This window comes from Clostridium sp. (assembly GCF_021372645.1).
Classification (GTDB): domain Bacteria; phylum Bacillota; class Clostridia; order Clostridiales; family Clostridiaceae; genus Clostridium.
In genome coordinates, this window is record NZ_JAJFUC010000019.1 from 1 (window position 1) to 20,232 (window position 20,232).

The 20,232-nt window shown below is 29.7% G+C and carries 13 protein-coding genes, 3 tRNA genes and 1 rRNA gene; 15 read left to right on the forward strand and 2 right to left on the reverse strand.

What is annotated here, in order from left to right; genetic code table 11:
- Nucleotides 1-515: 515 nt before the first annotated feature.
- The 11 genes from spoIIE to LLF98_RS03175 all read left to right on the forward strand — a co-directional run bounded on the left by spoIIE (nt 516) and on the right by LLF98_RS03175 (nt 14,360).
- On the forward strand, nt 516-2,912 hold the full coding sequence (gene spoIIE / locus LLF98_RS03125; RefSeq protein WP_291700736.1) for a stage II sporulation protein E: 2,397 nt from the start codon (nt 516-518) through the stop codon (nt 2,910-2,912).
- A 238-nt stretch (nt 2,913-3,150) separates the two neighbouring features.
- Nucleotides 3,151-4,557, forward strand: a complete 1,407-nt coding sequence (gene tilS, locus LLF98_RS03130) for a tRNA lysidine(34) synthetase TilS (RefSeq protein ID WP_291700738.1) — start codon at nt 3,151-3,153, stop codon at nt 4,555-4,557.
- Nucleotide 4,558: 1 nt separating this feature from the next.
- A complete protein-coding gene (gene hpt, locus LLF98_RS03135) occupies nt 4,559-5,098 on the forward strand; it encodes a hypoxanthine phosphoribosyltransferase (RefSeq protein WP_291700740.1) in 540 nt (179 codons plus the stop codon).
- A 73-nt stretch (nt 5,099-5,171) separates the two neighbouring features.
- The gene (gene ftsH, locus LLF98_RS03140) at nt 5,172-6,980 is read left to right on the forward strand and encodes an ATP-dependent zinc metalloprotease FtsH (RefSeq protein WP_291700743.1); all 1,809 of its coding nucleotides are present in this window, start codon (nt 5,172-5,174) and stop codon (nt 6,978-6,980) included.
- Between the two features lie 598 nt (nt 6,981-7,578).
- Nucleotides 7,579-9,249: a formate--tetrahydrofolate ligase gene (locus LLF98_RS03145; protein WP_291700745.1), complete on the forward strand. Its 1,671-nt coding sequence runs from the start codon at nt 7,579-7,581 to the stop codon at nt 9,247-9,249.
- Between the two features lie 194 nt (nt 9,250-9,443).
- Nucleotides 9,444-10,244, forward strand: coding sequence for a type III pantothenate kinase (locus LLF98_RS03150; protein ID WP_291700746.1), 801 nt, complete (start codon nt 9,444-9,446; stop codon nt 10,242-10,244).
- Nucleotides 10,245-10,297: 53 nt separating this feature from the next.
- Nucleotides 10,298-11,263 carry a tRNA dihydrouridine synthase DusB gene (gene dusB / locus LLF98_RS03155; protein WP_291700748.1) on the forward strand — a complete coding sequence of 322 codons (966 nt, stop codon included), beginning with the start codon at nt 10,298-10,300 and terminating at the stop codon, nt 11,261-11,263.
- Nucleotides 11,264-11,598: 335 nt separating this feature from the next.
- Nucleotides 11,599-12,081 (forward strand): transcription elongation factor GreA, encoded by a 483-nt coding sequence (greA, locus tag LLF98_RS03160; protein ID WP_291700750.1) that lies wholly within the window; start codon nt 11,599-11,601, stop codon nt 12,079-12,081.
- Nucleotides 12,082-12,094: 13 nt separating this feature from the next.
- The gene (gene lysS, locus LLF98_RS03165) at nt 12,095-13,600 is read left to right on the forward strand and encodes a lysine--tRNA ligase (protein ID WP_291700752.1); all 1,506 of its coding nucleotides are present in this window, start codon (nt 12,095-12,097) and stop codon (nt 13,598-13,600) included.
- Nucleotides 13,601-13,942: 342 nt separating this feature from the next.
- Nucleotides 13,943-14,017, forward strand: a tRNA-Asn gene (locus LLF98_RS03170).
- A gap of 268 nt (nt 14,018-14,285) precedes the next feature.
- Nucleotides 14,286-14,360: transfer RNA gene (locus LLF98_RS03175), tRNA-Asn, on the forward strand.
- 80 nt (nt 14,361-14,440) lie between these two features.
- On the opposite strand, the gene LLF98_RS03180 is transcribed toward LLF98_RS03175, so the two are convergent.
- Nucleotides 14,441-14,593 (reverse strand): hypothetical protein, encoded by a 153-nt coding sequence (locus tag LLF98_RS03180; RefSeq protein ID WP_291700754.1) that lies wholly within the window; start codon nt 14,591-14,593, stop codon nt 14,441-14,443.
- Between the two features lie 331 nt (nt 14,594-14,924).
- Between LLF98_RS03180 and LLF98_RS03185 the strand changes: the two genes are divergently transcribed.
- The 3 genes from LLF98_RS03185 (at nt 14,925) to murD (ending at nt 18,344) form a co-directional block, all read left to right on the forward strand.
- Nucleotides 14,925-14,999: transfer RNA gene (locus LLF98_RS03185), tRNA-Asn, on the forward strand.
- Between the two features lie 385 nt (nt 15,000-15,384).
- Nucleotides 15,385-16,776 carry a glycine--tRNA ligase gene (locus LLF98_RS03190; RefSeq protein ID WP_291700756.1) on the forward strand — a complete coding sequence of 464 codons (1,392 nt, stop codon included), beginning with the start codon at nt 15,385-15,387 and terminating at the stop codon, nt 16,774-16,776.
- A gap of 191 nt (nt 16,777-16,967) precedes the next feature.
- Nucleotides 16,968-18,344, forward strand: coding sequence for a UDP-N-acetylmuramoyl-L-alanine--D-glutamate ligase (murD, locus tag LLF98_RS03195; RefSeq protein ID WP_291700757.1), 1,377 nt, complete (start codon nt 16,968-16,970; stop codon nt 18,342-18,344).
- A gap of 176 nt (nt 18,345-18,520) precedes the next feature.
- Here the strand turns inward: murD and LLF98_RS03200 are convergent, their stop codons facing one another.
- A complete protein-coding gene (locus LLF98_RS03200) occupies nt 18,521-19,534 on the reverse strand; it encodes a DUF5050 domain-containing protein (RefSeq protein WP_291700759.1) in 1,014 nt (337 codons plus the stop codon).
- A gap of 581 nt (nt 19,535-20,115) precedes the next feature.
- Between LLF98_RS03200 and LLF98_RS03205 the strand changes: the two genes are divergently transcribed.
- Nucleotides 20,116-20,232, forward strand: a 16S ribosomal RNA gene (locus tag LLF98_RS03205); the annotation flags it as partial.

A 20,232-nucleotide genomic window follows, 5' to 3' on the forward strand; every position in this document is an offset into this window, starting at 1 on the left:
GTCTTTTTTTAAAGGCTTATTAAAGTACGCCAATTTCTAGAGATTTTTTAGTTAAAGAAATATTATATATAAAAAACATCTCATATGTGCTAAAAAAGGAGCTCTCGCTAACGGATTTTAATCCGCTAATGCGACAGCCCCTTCTTTTTTTATATATAATAATTCAATTTGCAATGGAAATTGTAATATTATCATGAATTGTATGCTGTTATTCAAATTTTATAATTTTATGAAAAAAATAATTGTATATAAATTTCTAATAAAATAATATTAACGACAAATTAATAATTAAAGCAAAATGGAAGGATTAGCTTAACAAATTGATTATATGTGAACTTGAGATGATTTAAATGAAATTTAGAATAAAGAGAAAAATCTATTAAATTATTAGATATTAGAAAAATTTAGATTAAGTTGTCCTACGAAAACTTTATAAGAGAAACATCTTATGACATTTATCGTAAAATTAAGATGATATACTTATATTACATTATTTGGAAAAGAGGTGAGTTGTTGTGCAGTATGGATTAGATGTAAATAAGTATAAAGAAATAAATGGAGTGGCGAATGTAAAAAGAAAAATGTGGATGCAAACATCTATAGCAAAATTAGGAATAATTCTACTAGTAGGAATTTTACTTGGACGAGTAAATTTACTATTAAATCAATCGGATAGTAGTGGAATAGCTCCAGTTGGGATAGCTTATTTAATAGCTGTTGTTACAAAAGAAAATAGAAAGAATAGTTTAGTCGCAGCAATTGGAATTTGTATAGGATATTTAACAATTAATAATTTATTGACAGATGGACATGTATATTTAATAGCTGTGATTTTAATAACGATATACTATAGCTTTATAGAAACTACCCAAAAAAGAAAAAAACAAGTAGTAGCTTTTGCAATAATTTTATGTAGTTTCTTTATTTATGGCCTTGCAGTTAATAAATATGAATTAGGAATAGATATAACTTTATGCCTAATACAAACATTAATTGTTGCACCAATATACTATGTTATAAAATATGCATTAAATTCTTTGGAAGAGATTAATACTAATTATTTTTTTTCTTCGGAGGAAGTGGTTAGTATTGGAATATTTTTATGTTTATTAGTTGCGGGAATAGGTAATATTAATTTCAGTAATTATTCCATAAGAAATATATGTGCACTAACATTGGTTTTAGCAATCGCTTATGTGGGCGGAGCAACATATGGAGCTATGATTGGAGTTTCAATGGGAATAATGCTCGGAGTTGCATCTAACGATATGATGTACAGTGTAGCCTTTTTTGGAGTTGGAGGGTTTATAGTTGGAATTTTTAAAGATACAGGAAAAATATTTTCGATACTTTCAGGTATAATAATTTATTTTGCATTAGCGCTATATTCTAATGCAATAACATTAAAACTAGGAATTGAGGTTTTATCTAGTTCAATTTTATTTTTATGTATTCCAAAGCCTGTTTATAAAAGTATTGAAGTTGAAATAAATCCATATAGGAAGAAGGCATCATTGGGGGAAGTTCAATTAAATGCAATAAAGGATGAATTTACGTTCAAGCTAAAGGAACTCACAAGTGTCTTAACTACTGTGTCAAAATGTTTAGGAAGTGCTAATGATAATAAAAATTTATTGATTAAATCAAAAGGAAGTGCTTTGGTAGAAAATTTGGCAGATAGGAGTTGTTCAAGTTGTGAAAATAAGCCTTTGTGTTGGAAGAGGGATTTTAATCAAACCTTTAATTCTTTTCAACTGTTAATACAGAGCTATGAGGATGGAAACTTAACGATACCAACAGATCTAGAAAAGAAGTGTATTAAAAATTTTACTCTTTTGACGAATACAGAAGGAATTGTAGATAATTATAATTTAAATGAAGCAATAAAGGCGAGATTAACAGACGGGAAGAATATATTATCAGCTCATATATCTAATATATCAAGGACATTAGATAATCTTCTAAATGATTTTAAAAGAGAGGTTACTATAGATACTGATTTAGAGAGAGTAGTAAAACGTGTATTAAATAAAAATTCAATTAATTATAATGATATTTTTTGTTATATAGATAAAAATGGTAGAATAAAAATTAGAATAAGTTTGAATAACTGCGAAGGCACTAATTATTGTGAAAAAAAGATAGTGTCTCTATTAAGTAATTCAATAAGAATGAAATTATGTATTGGAGATGATGGATGCAATATTAATCCTAAAACAAATGAATGTATTGTTACAATAGAAGAAAAACCAAAGTACTATATGGTGTCATATGGAGCAAGAGAATCAAAAAGTGGAGAAGATCAAACTGGAGATAATTATAGCTTTGGAAGAACTGCTAATGGAAGTTATATGACAATATTGAGTGATGGGATGGGATCAGGACCTGAAGCTGGAGAGGAAAGTAAGGCAACTGTGGATTTGGTAGAGAAACTCATGGAGGCAGGATTTAATGAAGATATAACTGTAAATACAGTCAATTCTATAATGGGTATGAGATTTGCAGAAGATGAAAAGTATGCTACTCTAGATTTAAATAAAGTCGATTTATATAATGGTGATACAATCTTTGTAAAAATAGGAGCAGCATCTAGCTTTATTAAGAGAGGCCGTGAAGTGGAAGTTGTTAATTCTAAAAATTTACCTTTTGGACTTGTAGATGAAGTGGAAGTAGAAGTTATAAAAAAAGTATTGAAACCTGGAGATGTTTTAATTAATGTAAGTGATGGTGTTTTAGATATTGATAAATTAAATTCTGGAGAACCTACTTGGATAGAAGAGTATTTGGAAAATATTAGTGCAGATCCTAGAGAATTATCTGAAAAAATATTAGAAAAGGCAAAGAAATTGAGTAATGGGATTATTAAGGATGATATGACAGTGGTAGTTTCGAGAGTGTATTTAGATATTTAAGTATTATTAAAAGCTGTTTCAAAATTTTAATTTGCAGATTAAATTTGAGACAGCTATTTATAATTTGAATTTAAATAATTTAACAAGTGCTTATAGGGAGTAAGAGTGATATAGGTAATTTATGTTTAAAAGAAGAACATAATAATAATTTTTTTAATAATAATATTTACATTCAAAACATATATACGTAAAATATAGTGTACAGTATTATATTCTGAATAAATAGGAGTGTTTATTTTTGTGTAAAAAAGTACTATCTTATATTAAAGATAATAATTTAATTGAATCTGGAGACAAAATCTTAGTTGCTCTTTCTGGAGGACCAGACTCTGTATGCCTTTTGAATATTCTATTTGAATTAAGAGAAGAGCTAAATATAGATATAGCAGCTGCACATTTAAATCATCTTCTAAGGGGCGAAGATGCTTTTAAAGATGAAGAATATGTAATTAATATATGTAATAACATGGCAATAAAATGTTTTGTAAAACGTGTAGATGTAAATGATTATGCTAAGAAGTGTAAGTTATCTTCAGAAATGGCAGGTAGAGATGCTAGATATCACTTCTTTGATGAAATTGTAGAAAAAGAAGGATTTACTAAGGTTGCTACTGCGCATAATGCAAATGATCAAGCAGAAACAATTCTGTTTAGACTTATGAGAGGGACAGGTATTGAAGGTCTTGGAGGCATTAAAGCTTCTAGAGATAACAAGATAATAAGACCTATTTTATGTCTAAGTAGAGAAGAAGTTGAGAAATATATAGAATTAAAAAACTTAAATCCTAGAATTGATAAGACTAATTCTGAAAAGATTTATAATAGAAATAAAATAAGACTAGATATGCTACCATATATGAAAGAAAATTTTAATGAAGATATAATACAAACATTAAATAGAATGTCATTGTTACTACAAAAAGATAATGAATTTCTTGAAAATTTATCATTAAATTTTTATAATAAATATTGTATAGAGTATGATGATTATTTTATAATAAAAAAGGAAATATTTAAAGAAGAAGAACCTATAGTTAATAGGGTGCTAAGACATGCAGTAACTAGATACTCAAAATCAAATTATGATTTTGAAATGAAGCATATATATAAAATTTCATATTTAGCAAAAAAGAATTCAGGAAAATTGATAGATTTGCCTAATGGAATTTACGCTGAAAATATTTATGGTGATATATACATAAAAAATAAAATAAAAAAATACGATATAAATAATAAAAAAGAAAAAATAAGTTTAAGTAAAGATAATATAAATAAAAATACAATTGAATTTAATAAATTTAGTATTGAATTTTCAGTAATGGGTAATTATCAAAGTAATGATATAAGGTTAAATGAAGGAAATCTAATGCAATACTTTGATTTTGATAAAATAAATGATAATATTTCAATAAGAAACAGAAATGATGGAGATAAACTCATTCCTTTAGGTATGAGTGGTAGTAAAAAATTAAAAGATATTTTTATTGATATGAAAATACCTAAAGAAGAAAGAGATAATATTCCTATTTTATGTTTTGATGAAAAAGTTGCATGGATTATTGGAATTAGGACATCGGAAAATTATAAACTTACAAACGAAAGCAAAAATATATTAAAAGTAGTTGTTAAAAGAAAGGAATATTGATATGAAACAAGATGTACAAGAAATATTATTTTCAGAAGAGGTTTTAACTAAAAGGATTAAAGAACTTGCTAGTGAAATAAGTAAGGATTATAGAGGGAAGGATTTAGTTGTAGTTGGAATATTAAAGGGATCAGTAATATTTGCTGCGGAGTTAATAAAGAACATATCTATTCATTGTGAAATAGATTTTATGGCGGTATCAAGTTATGGAAATTCTACAGATACTTCTGGTGTTGTAAGGATTTTGAAGGATTTGGATAATAATATTGAAGGTAAGGACATTTTAGTAGTTGAAGATATTGTTGATACAGGAGTTACCTTAACATATTTGCTTAAGTATTTAAAGGCAAGAAAAGCTAATAGCATAGAAATAGTTGCATTGTTAAATAAACAAGCAAGAAGGACAGCTGATTTAGATGTAAAATACATTGGATTTGAAGTTCCTGATGGATTTATAGTTGGATATGGAATAGACTATGCTGAAAAATATAGAAACTTACCATTTATAGGAGTACTAAAGCCAGAAGTATATCAAAAATAGAAAGTGCAATTTTATTGTAATAAAAATATTCCTATGGTAAAATTTTAAATATGATGAGAGAGGGGGGCTTTGAATGAAAAAATATTCAAGTGCAGCTGTATGGATTGTATGTTCAGTTATGCTAGTTTTAGCAGCAGTTACTATGTGGCAAACAGGGAAAAATTCTAGTGATATAGCGTATAGTGCATTCATACAAAAGTGGAATGCAAATGAAATAGAAAGTGTCGTAATTAAAGAAGATAGCATGACAATAGAAGGTAAGACCACTGATAATAAGGCTTTTGTTGCTATTGTTCCGAGGGAACTTGTTAGTTCACTAATAGAAAGTCAACCGAAGCCAAATGTTCAGGTAGTCTTTGAGAAACCATCTAATAATGCAACTTGGATTGCAACATTGCTTCCAGTTATATTTATGGCAGTAATTATTTTTATATTTCTGTTTTTATTCACGCAGCAGTCTCAAAGTGGAAGCAGCGGAAGAGGTGTTATGAATTTCGGTAAAAGTAAAGCAAAAATGGTAACACCTGAAAGCCAAACTGTTACATTTAATGATGTAGCAGGTGCAGATGAGGAGAAGGGCGAGCTTGAAGAAATAGTTGATTTTTTAAAGCTACCAGCAAGATATTTACAAATGGGTGCAAGAATACCTAAAGGCGTATTATTAGTTGGACCTCCTGGAACAGGAAAAACTTTACTTGCAAAAGCAATAGCAGGAGAAGCTGGAGTTCCATTCTTCATTATATCTGGTTCAGATTTTGTTGAAATGTTTGTTGGGGTTGGTGCATCTAGAGTTAGAAGCTTATTTGAAGAAGCTAAGAAAAATTCACCTTGTATAATATTTATAGATGAAATTGATGCTGTTGGAAGACAAAGAGGTGCTGGATTAGGTGGCGGACATGATGAAAGAGAACAAACATTAAATCAACTTCTTGTTGAAATGGATGGATTTGGTGTTAATGAAGGTATCGTCATGATCGCAGCTACAAATAGACCAGACATATTAGATCCTGCATTATTAAGGCCAGGAAGATTCGATAGGCAAATAATTGTTGGAACACCGGATGTAAAGGGTAGAGAAGAAATTCTTAAAGTCCATACAAAAAAGAAACCTCTCCAAGGTGATGTAAAATTGGATGTGCTTGCTAAGAGAACTCCAGGATTTTCTGGTGCAGATTTAGAAAATTTAGCAAATGAGGCTGCTTTACTTGCAGTTAGAAGAGATAAGAAACAAATATCAATGTCTGAAATGGAAGAAGCAATAACTAAAGTAATTGCAGGTCCTGAAAAGAAGAGTAGGGTAATAACTGAGCATGATAGGAAACTAACAGCTTATCATGAAGCAGGTCATGCAGTTGTAATGAGATTACTTCCTAATTGTGATCCAGTGCATGAAATAAGTGTAATCCCAAGAGGAAGAGCTGGAGGATATACTATGCATCTTCCTAAAGAAGATACTTCTTATACATCTAAGTCTAAGCTAGAAGATGAAATGATTGGACTTTTAGGAGGAAGAGTAGCTGAAAAGCTAATTATGGGAGATATAAGTACTGGTGCTAAAAATGATATTGATAGAGCTAGTCATATAGCTAGAAGTATGGTTATGGATTATGGTATGAGTGATGAAATTGGAACTATATCTTACAATACTTCAGGTCATGATGAAGTTTTCCTTGGAAGAGACTTAGGTAAAGGAAGAGAATTTAGTGAGGAAATTGGTTCTAAAATAGATAAAGAAATCAAGAGATTCATAGATGAAGCTTATGGTAAGGCAAACAAACTATTAAAAGAAAACATAGATAAATTACACGCTGTTGCTCAGGCTTTAATCGAAAAAGAAAAGCTTGATGCACAAGAATTTGAAGATATTTTTGTGCATAATTAATCGCAAGAAGGCTATCTCAAAATAATTTTATTTTGAGATAGCCTTCTACTATATAAGTCAAGCAATTTTTCGCAAGATTAGTGAGAAAAAATCACAAAAGAAATTATTAAAGTTATTTAGAGACGGAAAAGTTGAAGACGGTTTGGAAATGATTGTTCAACTCATGGTTGAGAATAGTAAAGATGAAAAAGTACTTAAAAGCTTAAAGATTTATATAACTATCTGATTAGTAATAGAAATGGCTTGACTCCATATAAGCAAAGAAATATAGACTTGCCTATGTTGCCGGATGGCTTGGAATATAGGCAATTAAGAACCCTGGAACTGATGTACTTGCTCAAAGAATGAAAGGTAGGAAAATAATCAGAAAGTTATGTGGACTAAAAGACTCTGGAGAAATAAACTATACTTAATATTAAAGTAACAGACAGGAATACTATAGAACATAATGTAAAATAGTGGATAAAGAGAAGTATTTGCCAACTTTTACTTAACTCAAACAATTATTCGAAAGAACTTTTATTACATAAGCGGAAATGATATAATATACTATAAATATAGTATATTGATTTTTGGTTAATTTAGGAGGAATATTTAAATGAAAAGTGATATTCAAATTGCACAAGAAGCAAAAATGGAGCCAATAAAGAATGTGGCTCAAAAGTTAGGTCTTTGTGAAGATGATATTGAATACTATGGGAAATATAAATGTAAGATATCTTTAGATGTATATGATAAAGTTAAAGATAATGAAAATGGGAAATTAATTTTAGTAACAGCTATAAATCCAACTCCGGCTGGTGAAGGAAAGTCAACAGTTACTGTGGGATTGGGTCAGGCGCTAAATAAACTTGGCAAAAAAGCTGTAATAGCATTAAGGGAGCCATCCTTAGGACCTGTTTTTGGAATTAAAGGTGGAGCCGCAGGTGGTGGATATGCTCAAGTAGTTCCAATGGAAGATATTAATCTTCACTTTACTGGTGATATGCATGCTATTACATCTGCTAATAACTTATTATCAGCAGCAATAGATAATCATATACACCAAGGGAATATTTTGAAAATTGATTCTAGAAGAATAGTTTTTAAAAGAGTCATGGATATGAACGATAGAGCATTAAGACATATTGTTGTTGGAATGGGTGGAAAAGTTAATGGATTCGTTAGAGAAGATGGATTTAATATAACTGTTGCGTCTGAAATAATGGCTATATTATGTTTAGCAAGTGATTTAGAAGATTTAAAAGAAAGAATGAGCAATATTGTAGTTGCTTATAATTTAGATGGAAATCCTGTTTATGTTAAAGAATTAGAAGTTCAAGGCGCTATGGCTTTACTAATGAAGGATGCAATTAAACCTAATTTAGTTCAAACTTTAGAAAATACTCCGGCACTAATACATGGAGGACCGTTTGCTAATATTGCTCATGGATGTAATTCTATAATGGCAACTAAGCTTGCTTTGAAGCTTGGAGATTTTGTAGTTACAGAAGCGGGATTTGGTGCTGATTTAGGAGCAGAAAAGTTTTTCGATATTAAATGTAGATATGGAAATTTAAAGCCTGAATGTGTTGTTGTTGTTGCTACAATAAGAGCATTAAAGCATCATGGGGGAATAAATAAAACTGATTTAAATATCCCAAATGTTGAAGCCTTAACTAAGGGAATAGCTAACTTAGAAAAGCAAATTGAAAATATTAAGAAATTTAATGTCACACCTGTTGTTGCTATAAATAAATTTGTTACGGACAGTGATGAAGAAGTGCAATTTATAAAGGATTTCTGCAATAAGATGGGAGTTAAAGTGGCACTGTCAGATGTGTGGGCTAAAGGTGGAGAAGGCGGAGTTGAACTTGGGAATACTGTATTAGATATTTTAGATAATAATAATTCTGATTTTACACCAATCTATGATGAAAAGGCTACTATTGAAGAAAAGGTATTAACTATAGCTAAGAAAATTTATGGGGCTGACAAAGTTAATTATACTCCAGCAGCTAAAAAACAAATTGCTGAATTAGAAAAATTTAAATTAGATAAGTTACCTATATGTATGGCAAAGACACAATATTCTTTATCAGATAACCCAAGTCTTTTAGCTAGACCAGAAGGATTTGATATTACAGTTAAAGAAGTTAGAGTATCTAATGGCGCAGGATTTATAGTTGTTCAAACAGGAGATATAATGACTATGCCAGGACTTCCAAAGGTTCCAGCTGCAAATAAGATGGATGTATTAAAGGACGGAGAAATAATAGGATTGTTCTAAAGTCTGTGAACATAAAATATGCTCACAAAAATATGAATTACAAATAAACATAAGGATTAATTTAAAATCATATTTAAACACTTGACAAATCAGTTAAAATTGTTAAAATTATATTGTTATTTTAAGTAAATTTCTAAGATTAAGGCAGCTCTTTGGGCTGCTTTTAATTTAATTATATTAAGGTGGTGCTTTCTATGATTTTACTTGTTGATGCAGGTAATACAAATATTGTTTTGGGAGTACATAATGGAGAACGATATATAGCTAGTTGGCGTATTTCAAGTGAGGGAAATAAAACCTCAGATGAGTATGGTATACAAGTCATGCAATTATTTAACGGAAGTAATATTAGTACTAAAGATATTACTGGAGTTATAGTTTCTTCTGTCGTTCCCAACATAATGCATTCTTTGGAGAATATGTTGAAAAAATGTTTTTATCATGAACCTATAATAGTTGGACCAGGAATAAGAACAGGAATAAATATTAAGTATGATAATCCAAGAGAAGTTGGAGCAGATAGGATAGTAAATGTTGTTGCGGCGTATGAAATCTATAAGAGACCAGTAATAGTAATAGATTTTGGTACAGCTACGACTTTCTGTGCAGTAAGAGCCAATGGAGATTACCTTGGAGGATGCATATGCCCAGGAATAAGAATTGCAGCAGATGCTTTGTTTGAAAGAGCTGCGAAGCTTCCTAGGGTAGAATTAGAAGTACCTAAGAATATGATTTGCAAAAATACATTATCAAGCATGCAAGCAGGTATTTTATTTGGGTATATTGGGCAAGTTGAATATATAGTAAAAAAGATGAAGCAAGAAATGAAAGACTCTAAATGCAAGGAAGAACCTTTTGTAGTAGCAACAGGTGGATTAGCTAATTTAATTGCTAAGGAAACTGATATTATAGATAAGGTTGATTCTGATTTAACATTAGAAGGATTAAAAATATTATACGAGAAAAATAAAGATATTGAAAACTTCAAAAATTAAAAATTAAAAAAAGTTTGTGGATAGTATACAAAAAAATAAGGAGTACATTCTAAATGAAAATAGGAAATTTAACCTTTGAGAATAATATATTTTTAGCACCTATGGCAGGTGTGACAGATATATCTTTTAGGGGATTATGCAAAGAATTGGGATGTGGGTTAGTTTATACTGAAATGGTTAGTGCTAAAGCTTTATATTATGGAAGTGAGAATACACAAGCCCTACTTAGAATAGCAGATGAAGAAAGACCGGTAGCTGCTCAGATTTTTGGTAGAGAACCAGAGATAATGGCAAATATCTGTGAAGAGCATTTAAATAATAGAGATGATATTTGCATTATTGATATAAACATGGGTTGCCCAGCTCCTAAGATAGTTAAAAATGGAGAAGGTTCTGCTTTGATGAAAGAGCCTGAGCTTGCATATGAAATTGTAAAGGCTATAAAAAGGGTTTCTAAAAAGCCTGTTACTGTTAAATTCAGAAAAGGATTTGATGAGGACAATATTAATGCAGTAGAATTTGCTAAGGCAATGGAACAAGCAGGAGTTGATGCAATTGCTATCCATGGACGAACAAGAAAACAGATGTATCAAGGTACTGCAGATTGGAAAATAATAAAGAAAGTTAAAGATAGTGTTTCTGTTCCTATAATAGGTAATGGAGATGTATTTTCACCTAAAGATGCTCTGGAAATGAAAGAACTCACTAATTGTGATGGAATAATGATTGCAAGAGGCAGTCAAGGGAATCCATGGATATTTAAGCAAGTGATTAGTGCATTAAAAGGTGAACCTATTCAAGAAATTTCAAATATAGAAAAAGTTGAAATGTGCCTTAGGCATTATGAATTAGCAATTAAATATGATGGAGAATTCAAAGCGATTAGAGAGATGAGAAAACATGCATCATGGTATATTAAAGGACTTCCAAGATGCACAGATATTAGAAACCAAATTAATATGTTAGATGATAGTAAAAAAGTAATTGAGATTTTAACAAGATATAAAGAAGAATTATAAAATAAATTTTGAATAATTAAATTATAGTTAGACTAATTTAATGCTTTGGAGCATATTATTAATATTTAGAAAATTGAAGCATAATGGCAGAAGTTGGTTTAAGGCAGGATTTATTGACAGATGAAATATGCTGATTTATAATTAGTTAAATGATTTCAAGGTTAAAAGCTCATTTTAGACTATTTACAAAAAATAATTTAAATTACCCTGTTTAAGATGTGACATAATAACAGGGTTTATCTAAGTTGATTTGTGTAATGATTAATTTAAAATAAAAGCCAAAACATACTTATTAATTAAATAAATATAGAAGGTTTTAAAGGGGAGTAAAATATATGAGCCAAGCAAAACAATATTTAATGACTTATGAAGGTGTTAAAAAATTAGAAAATGAACTTGAATATTTAAAGACAGTAAAAAGAAAAGAAATAACTGAAAAGATAAAAGTTGCATTAGGATATGGGGATTTGAGTGAAAATTCGGAATATGATGAAGCTAAGAATGACCAAGCATTTACAGAAGGAAGAATACTTCAATTAGAAAATATGTTGAAAAATGCAGCTGTTGTTGATGAATCAGAGATTCCAAATGATATTGTTTCAGTTGGAGCAAAGGTTAAAGTTAAAGATTATGAATTTGATGAAGAAGTAGAATATTCAATAGTGGGATCAGCAGAAGCAGATCCTATGAATTATAAAATATCAAATGAGTCACCAGTTGGAAGTGCTTTAGTTGGTAAAAAAGTAGGTGACATAGTAGAAGTAATAATTCCAGATGGAGTAAACAAATTTGAAATACTAGGAATAAGTAGAAGTTAATTGGAGGTACAACATGTCAACAGAAGAAATGAGTATGCAGGAGTTAGAGTCTCAATATAATGAACAAGAAGGTTTAAGAAGAGATAAACTAGCAGAGCTACAAAATATCGGAAAAGATCCTTTTGATGTTTATAAAGTGAATAGAAGTCATACATCAGAAGAGGTTAAGGCAAACTATGATGCATTAGAAGGGAAAGAAGTAGCAGTTGCAGGAAGACTTATGTCTAAAAGAGGCCAAGGTAAGGTTGTATTCTCAGATATACATGATAAAGATGGGAAGATACAATTATTTTTAAAGATTGATAAAGTTGGTGAAGAAAATTTAAAGATGTACAAGACACTCGATATAGGTGATTGGGTTGCAGCAACAGGTGAAGTGTTTACAACAAAAACAGGTGAAGTATCTGTAAATGTAAATACTTTTGAATTAATTTGTAAATCTTTAAAACCGCTTCCGGAAAAATGGCATGGACTAAAGGATCCTGATTTAAGATATAGACAAAGGGAAATTGATATAATTACAAATGCAGAAGTAAAAGATACTTTTATTAAGAGAAGTAAAATTATTTCAGTAATGAGAGAATTCTTAGATACTAAGGGCTTTATAGAAGTAGAAACTCCAATACTTGGAGCTATAGCAGGTGGAGCTGCAGCTAAACCATTTACTACTCATCACAATACTTTAGATATGGATATGTATTTGAGAATTGCACCAGAGTTGTATCTTAAGAGGTTAATAGTTGCTGGATTTGAAAAAGTATATGAAGTAGGAAGAAATTTCAGAAATGAAGGAATGTCAGTTAGACATAATCCAGAATTTACATCTATTGAATTATATGAATCATATTCTGATTATAACGATATGATGGAAATCACAGAAAATATGGTTGCATATATTTGTGGAAAGGTAAATGGAACTACTAAGGTTAATTATCAAGGTACTGAAATAGACTTTATGCCACCATGGAGAAGAATAACTATGGTTGATGCTGTAAAGGAATATGCAGGAGTAGACTTTAATGAAATTAAATCTGCTGAAGAAGCTCAAACTATAGCTAAAGAAAAGCACTTAGAATTTGCAAAGCCTTTAGATAAAGTAACAAAGGGCGATGTATTGAATGCTTTATATGAAGAGTTTGGTGAAGCAAATATGATTCAACCTACATTTGTAATGGATTATCCAGTTGAAATTTCACCTCTTACAAAGAAGAAGAGAGGGAATCCAGAATTCACTGAAAGATTTGAAGGATTTGTATTTGGTAGAGAACTTTGTAATGCATACTCAGAATTAAATGATCCAATAGTTCAAAGACAAAGATTTGAGCAACAAGCTAATGAAAGAGAACTTGGTGATGATGAAGCATATATGCTAGATGAACAATTCATGAGTGCTCTCGAAACAGGTATGCCACCAACAGGTGGAATGGGAATGGGTATAGATAGACTTATAATGTTTTTAACTAATTCAGCATCAATTAGAGATGTTATATTATTCCCAACAATGAGACTACAGAAATAAGATAAGCTTTTATGAGTATATAATATTTTGAAAGCTTGAGGTGTAATATTATTTAATTATTTAAATAATATGGTAATAAAGAGGATTCATATATGTTTGTGTAAAACAATATATATGAATCCTTTTGATGTTTAGATAATTAGAACATAGAAGTTTGAATTAATAGAATTTATGGTTGAAAATGTTTACTTGTTTGAAATTGCTAAAAGTGCACGGAAAATTCAGGCGAACAAATTTCTTTTAGACATAGATATTAAAAAAATAGCAAAAATATATTAAAAAAATAGCAAAAATGTGTTGCATAATTTCAAGAAGCTGATATAATAGATTAAGTAATGACGTTCCGCGATAGCTCAATGGTGGAGCACTCGGCTGTTAACCGATAGGCTGGAGGTTCGAGTCCTCTTCGCGGAGCCATTTTTTTATACTTTTTTAATATAACTGAGATTATAGGTTGTAGCATATAAAGATTATATATTTGCTATAGCTTTTTTATTTTATATTTATTATTGAAGATCTGTATATTATATCTACAGGTTTAAAGTGGACATAATTCAAAGAAGTTTTTTGAAAATAAAATTAAAAGAAAACCAATTTAATTAAAAATTGATATTATTTTATGTTTTATATAAAAAATGTGTTGCATAATTTCAAAAAGCTGATATAATAGATTAAGTAATGACGTTCCGCGATAGCTCAATGGTGGAGCACTCGGCTGTTAACCGATAGGTTGGAGGTTCGAGTCCTCTTCGCGGAGCCATTTTTTTATCATTTTTATATAATAAATAATATTCAATGAAATAGTTAAAGGTGGAAAGTATTTTCCGCCTTTTTGTTATATTAAACTATATTTGGTTTATTATCAATAAAGTCAAAGTCTTCTAGAATTATATCTATTTTATACTTTTTCACTCTATCTTTATTTAAATAGTTACTTGCATTAATTTTACCTTCCATGGATAATTTATCACATTTGGTTACGTAGTGAGACAATGTCTCAGCGTTTCTGCCTAACGCAACAATATCAAAAAATTTGTTACATATTTTTTTGTCATTGATTTGTATTCATTAACTGCTAAGGTAAACCATAAATACATACATACATTCTTTCTTTTGCTCCAAAATATTGAAGTTCTAGGTCTCGGGTGATTCTACTTATAAGATATACTTTATTCATAGATTTCCTACTGAAATATTATTTGTTTTAAGTCTAGATAAAACATGAGCTCGGATTTGGATAGAAGAAAATAAAAAATCAGAGAAAAAATAAAAAATAGGGTTGCACAATTTGAAAAATCTGATATAATAGATTAAGTAATGACGTTCCGCGATAGCTCAATGGTGGAGCACTCGGCTGTTAACCGATAGGTTGGAGGTTCGAGTCCTCTTCGCGGAGCCATTTTTTTTATACTTTTTTAAGAAAAATTTTAATCTTGACATATAAAGGTATTTTGTTAAAATTAAGTTATGAATTGAATATACATGTTGAAAAAGAATAGTAATTTATAAATCAATTTAAGAGAGATGGTATTTGGTGGGAGCTATTATTGATTTTTGATGAATGGAACTTTTGAGTGTAACATTGAAAGATGGGCTTAAGCCAAGAAGGGTGGAACCGCGGAATTATAATTTCGTCCCTTTGCGCTTATAGCCTTTTTATTTTATTTACAAAGTACAAATATAATAATTTTTATAAAAACATAGATAGCTTTCATAGATATTAATTATGAAAATAAGAGCATTCATATGTAGCACTTAATAAAATATATTTGGAGGGATAAATAATGGCAGTAGAAAAAACAATGGATAAAATTGTAGCACTTTGCAAAAATAGAGGATTTGTATTCCCTGGCTCAGACATATATGGCGGATTAGCTAATTCATGGGATTATGGTCCTTTAGGAGTAGAATTTAAAAATAATGTTAAAAAAGCATGGTGGAAGAAGTTTGTTCAAGAAAGTCCTTATAATGTTGGATTAGATTCTGCAATTTTAATGAATAGAGAAGTTTGGGTTGCATCAGGACACGTTGGTGGATTTTCAGATCCGTTAATGGATTGTAAAGAATGTAAAGCAAGATTTAGAGCTGATAAGATAGTTGAAGATCACATGACAGAAAATGGCGCAGAAGTAGCTAGTGCTGATGGATGGACTAATGAACAGTTAAAAGAATATATCAAAAATAATAATATAGTTTGTCCTAAATGTGGAAAGATGAATTATACAGATATAAGAAAGTTTAATCTTATGTATAAGACATTTCAAGGTGTTACTGAGGATGCTAAGTCAGAAGTTTATTTAAGGCCTGAAACAGCACAAGGTATATTTATAAACTTTAAGGCAGTACAAAGAACTTCAAGAAAGAAAGTACCATTTGGGATAGCTCAAATAGGTAAATCTTTTAGAAATGAAATTACTCCTGGAAACTTTATATTTAGAATAAGAGAATTTGAGCAAATGGAATTAGAATTCTTCTGTAAGCCCGGAACTGACTTAGAATGGCATAAGTATTGGAAAGATTATTGCTGGAATTTCTTACTTAGCTTAAGCATGAAACCAGAAAACTTAAGAATGAGAGATCACGGTGAAGACGAATTATCGTTTTATTCAAATGCAACTTCTGATATAGAATACTTATTTCCATTTGGATGGGGTGAACTTTGGGGTATAGCAGATAGAACTGACTATGACTTGACTAAGCACCAAGAACATTCAGGTCAAGATTTAAGTTACTTAGATCAAACAACTAATGAAAAGTATATGCCATATGTTATAGAACCATCATTAGGTGCTGATAGAGTTGCTTTAGCATTCTTAATTGAAGCATATGATGAAGAAGAATTAGATGGTGGAGATGTTAGAACTGTAATGCACTTACATCCTGCATTGGCTCCATTTAAAGCAGCTATATTACCTCTTTCTAAAAAGCTTTCAGAAAAGGCTTTAGATATTTATGCAGACTTAAGCAAGAAGTTCAATCTCGATTTTGATGAAACCGGAAGCATAGGAAAAAGATATAGAAGACAAGATGAAATAGGAACTCCTTATTGTATAACAATTGATTTTGATACATTAGAAGATGGTGCAGTTACTATTAGAAATAGAGATACTATGGAACAAGAAAGAATTAAAATAAACGAATTAGAGAATTATATACAATCAAGTCTAGAATTTTAAAATAATACCTAAAAGATACGAAACTAACTCAAAAAAATTCTTTTTTGAGTTAGTTTTTTTGCAGTATGCTCATTTATGTAATTGCTAAGAATAGAATAACTTTTTTTAAAATGTTATAATTGAAATGTTAAAGAATAGATTTTAATAATAAATTATACGATATATAAATGATTTCGGTATGGAGGATAAATATGAAAAAAGACTTTAAAGATTTTAAAAGATTTATAGTTGGTAAAAAAGTTGGTGTTGTAGGAATTGGAGTAAGTAATATTCCATTAATTAATTTTTTACTGGATTTAGGTGCTATAGTAACAGCGTTTGATAAGAAGACTAAAGAAGAACTCGGTGAAGTGACAACTGATTTTAATAATAAAGGTGTTAAATTAGAACTTGGAGAAAGATATCTAGACAATCTTAATGGTTTTGATGTGGTATTTAAGACACCATCTATGAGAATTGATAGTGAATCATTAGTTAAGGTTAAAAAGGAAGGCACATATATTACTTCTGAAATGGAGGAATTTGTAAGATATACTAAAGGGAAAATATATGGAATAACAGGTAGTGATGGGAAAACAACAACTACAACAATTATCTCCAAATTGTTAGAAGAACAAGGATATAAAACTTGGGTTGGAGGAAATATAGGAACCCCATTATTTTCACAAATAGAAGATATAAGTGAAGATGATAAAGTTGTATTAGAATTATCTAGTTTTCAACTTATGACTATGACTGAAGAAATAGATGTTGTTATATGCACGAATCTGGCTCCTAATCATTTAGATATGCATAAGGATATGCAAGAATATATAGATGCTAAGAAAAATATTTTTTTATACCAAAGTTCAAATGGACTCTTGGTAGTAAATAGAGAAAATAAAATTACTCATGATTTTATAAAAGAAGCAAAAGGTATTGTAAAAGAATTCAGTTCTAAGAGAAAAATAATGGATGGCGCATATTATAAAGACGGTGTACTCTATGTTGAAGAGAAGGAAGTATGCAAAAAAGATAATATAGTAATTAAAGGCATGCATAATGTTGAAAATTACCTTGCTTCATTTATAGCTACTAAAGATGATGTTTCGGTAGAAACTATGAAAAAAGTTGCAGAAACTTTCACAGGTGTTGAACATAGATGTGAATTTGTAAGAGAAATAGATGGTGTTAAATATTATAATGATTCAATAGCTTCAAGTCCAACAAGAACTTTAGCTGGTCTTAAAGCATTTGATGAAAAAGTCATAGTAATTGCAGGCGGATATGATAAACATATACCTTTCGAACCATTAGCTTATGAAGGGCATCCATATATAAAAGAATTAATTCTTATAGGTGCAACAAAAGATAAAATAAAAAAAGTGTTTGATAAGTTAGAAGAAGAAAAGGGGATTGTGGTTAAAATGCAAATGGCTGAATCATTAGAGGAGGCTGTGAAGATAGCTAAGAAGGCTGCAAAGGCAGGTGATATTATTACATTGTCACCAGCTTGTGCTTCATTTGATATGTATCCGAATTTTATGCTAAGAGGAAATGAATTTAAAAATATAGTAAAAAAGTTATAATGCTAAGGACTATTATATAATTTTAAAAAGTTTATCCGTATTTAACTTACTTTATTCTTAGCAATTGATAAAAGTTAACTTTGAGAATGAAATGGTATTAATTTAAAGCTTATATAGTAAAATGATGGTTGAAAATAATTTAAAATAAAATATTTTCAACCATCATTTTTATTTTTCTAACTTTGAGTGGGAAGTTTCTTGAAGTAAATATTGTTCACATTGATGCTTGGATTATAAAAAATACCTGCAGAGGTTAAATAATATTCATTTATTCCTTCGGATATTTCTGGTTTGTATGTTACGGTTGAATTTTTAAGGTCTACTGATAACGAATATAAGTTATTGGAATCATCTCCATTAATAAAATATAAAGATTTATCTATGATTTTTAATTGAAATCCATTCATTATATAAAGCCTTTTACAATCTAAGGTAGAAGGATCTATGAAATATAGGTTATTATTATCAGAAGAATTTAAGAAAAGTAATTGTCCATCAAATACTACGAAACTATTAGCAGTGTAATCAGTAAGCTTTTGCCTACTAGTACCATCTGTTTTAATCGAGTATAGTTTTGCTTTATCACTTAAATTCTGATATATAATATAATCACCATTGACTATAAATGATGCTACACTATCAGTTGATATTAACATAGCTTGTGAAGTTATAGTGTCATATTTGTAAATCTTATTTTGATCATTTTTATTCATATAAAACAATACATTATTAACAGTTATTAAATTATGTATTGAATGAATATTTAATTTAGTATAGGTTTTATTAGTAATATCAAAAGAACATAAAGTATTGTTGATTGAACTATTAGCAAAATAGATGGTTTTATCAATTAAAACGATGTTATCGGAAGAGTAATCTGCAAAATCAGTAACATCTTTGCTTCGAAGAATATCCGTTGGTAAAGGATCTGGAATTGTTGAAATTCTATTATTTTCATCTGGATTAGGAAAGATTAAGTTAGTTCCATTAAAAACAAATGGACAAAAATATGAAGAAGTATCAGTTAAAGTAATTGGAACAGATGGGGTTACAGTTGCATTGGGAACTTGTATTGATGGTGTGGAAGGCGTACTAGATTTAGAGTCTGTAGATGAAGTAGCTGTATTGCCACACCCGACAAAAGAAATCATAGTAAGTGATAGTAATATATGTAATATTTTCTTATTCATTATTAAAATCTCCCTAAATTAAAATTATATAAATGATAAAACTCACTAATAGAAAATAAAGTATGGTTATTAGTCTTTTAGTAGCGTTAATATGTTAGGTTCTGAAAGGTTCTAATTATATTATTTTGAAATTAGATATATAAACACTATTATATTAATAGTAAGATAAATTAGTATAAGAGTAAAGTGTAGTAGATTTATTTTAGAGAATTTTTAGTGGATTGCATATTTTCACAGATTAACACTGCCGGGAGTGTCATTATGCGCTATATGTAGTAATTATGAGGAAATGAGAGGAAATTCAGAATAATAACTCCATGTTCACGTTATTTGATGAATTGGTGATGAAAAACATGATATTATAATATTCGTTGTCACGAAAGGTGAACAACAATACGAATTGAATTAGCTGAAAGATATTTAAGAAATTTATAAAATTAAATGTTGACAATATCAGCTGAGGATGTTATCATAATAAAGCGGTCGAGAGACAGCGAAGATCTTTGAAAATTGAACAGAATATAATGAATACATTTAAGTAAACCAGCAATTCTTTAATTGAGTAAGCTAAGATTAAACTTTTTATTGAGAGTTTGATCCTGGCTCAGGACGAACGCTGGCGGCGTGCTTAACACATGCAAGTCGAGCGATGAAGCTCCTTCGGGAGCGGATTAGCGGCGGACGGGTGAGTAACACGT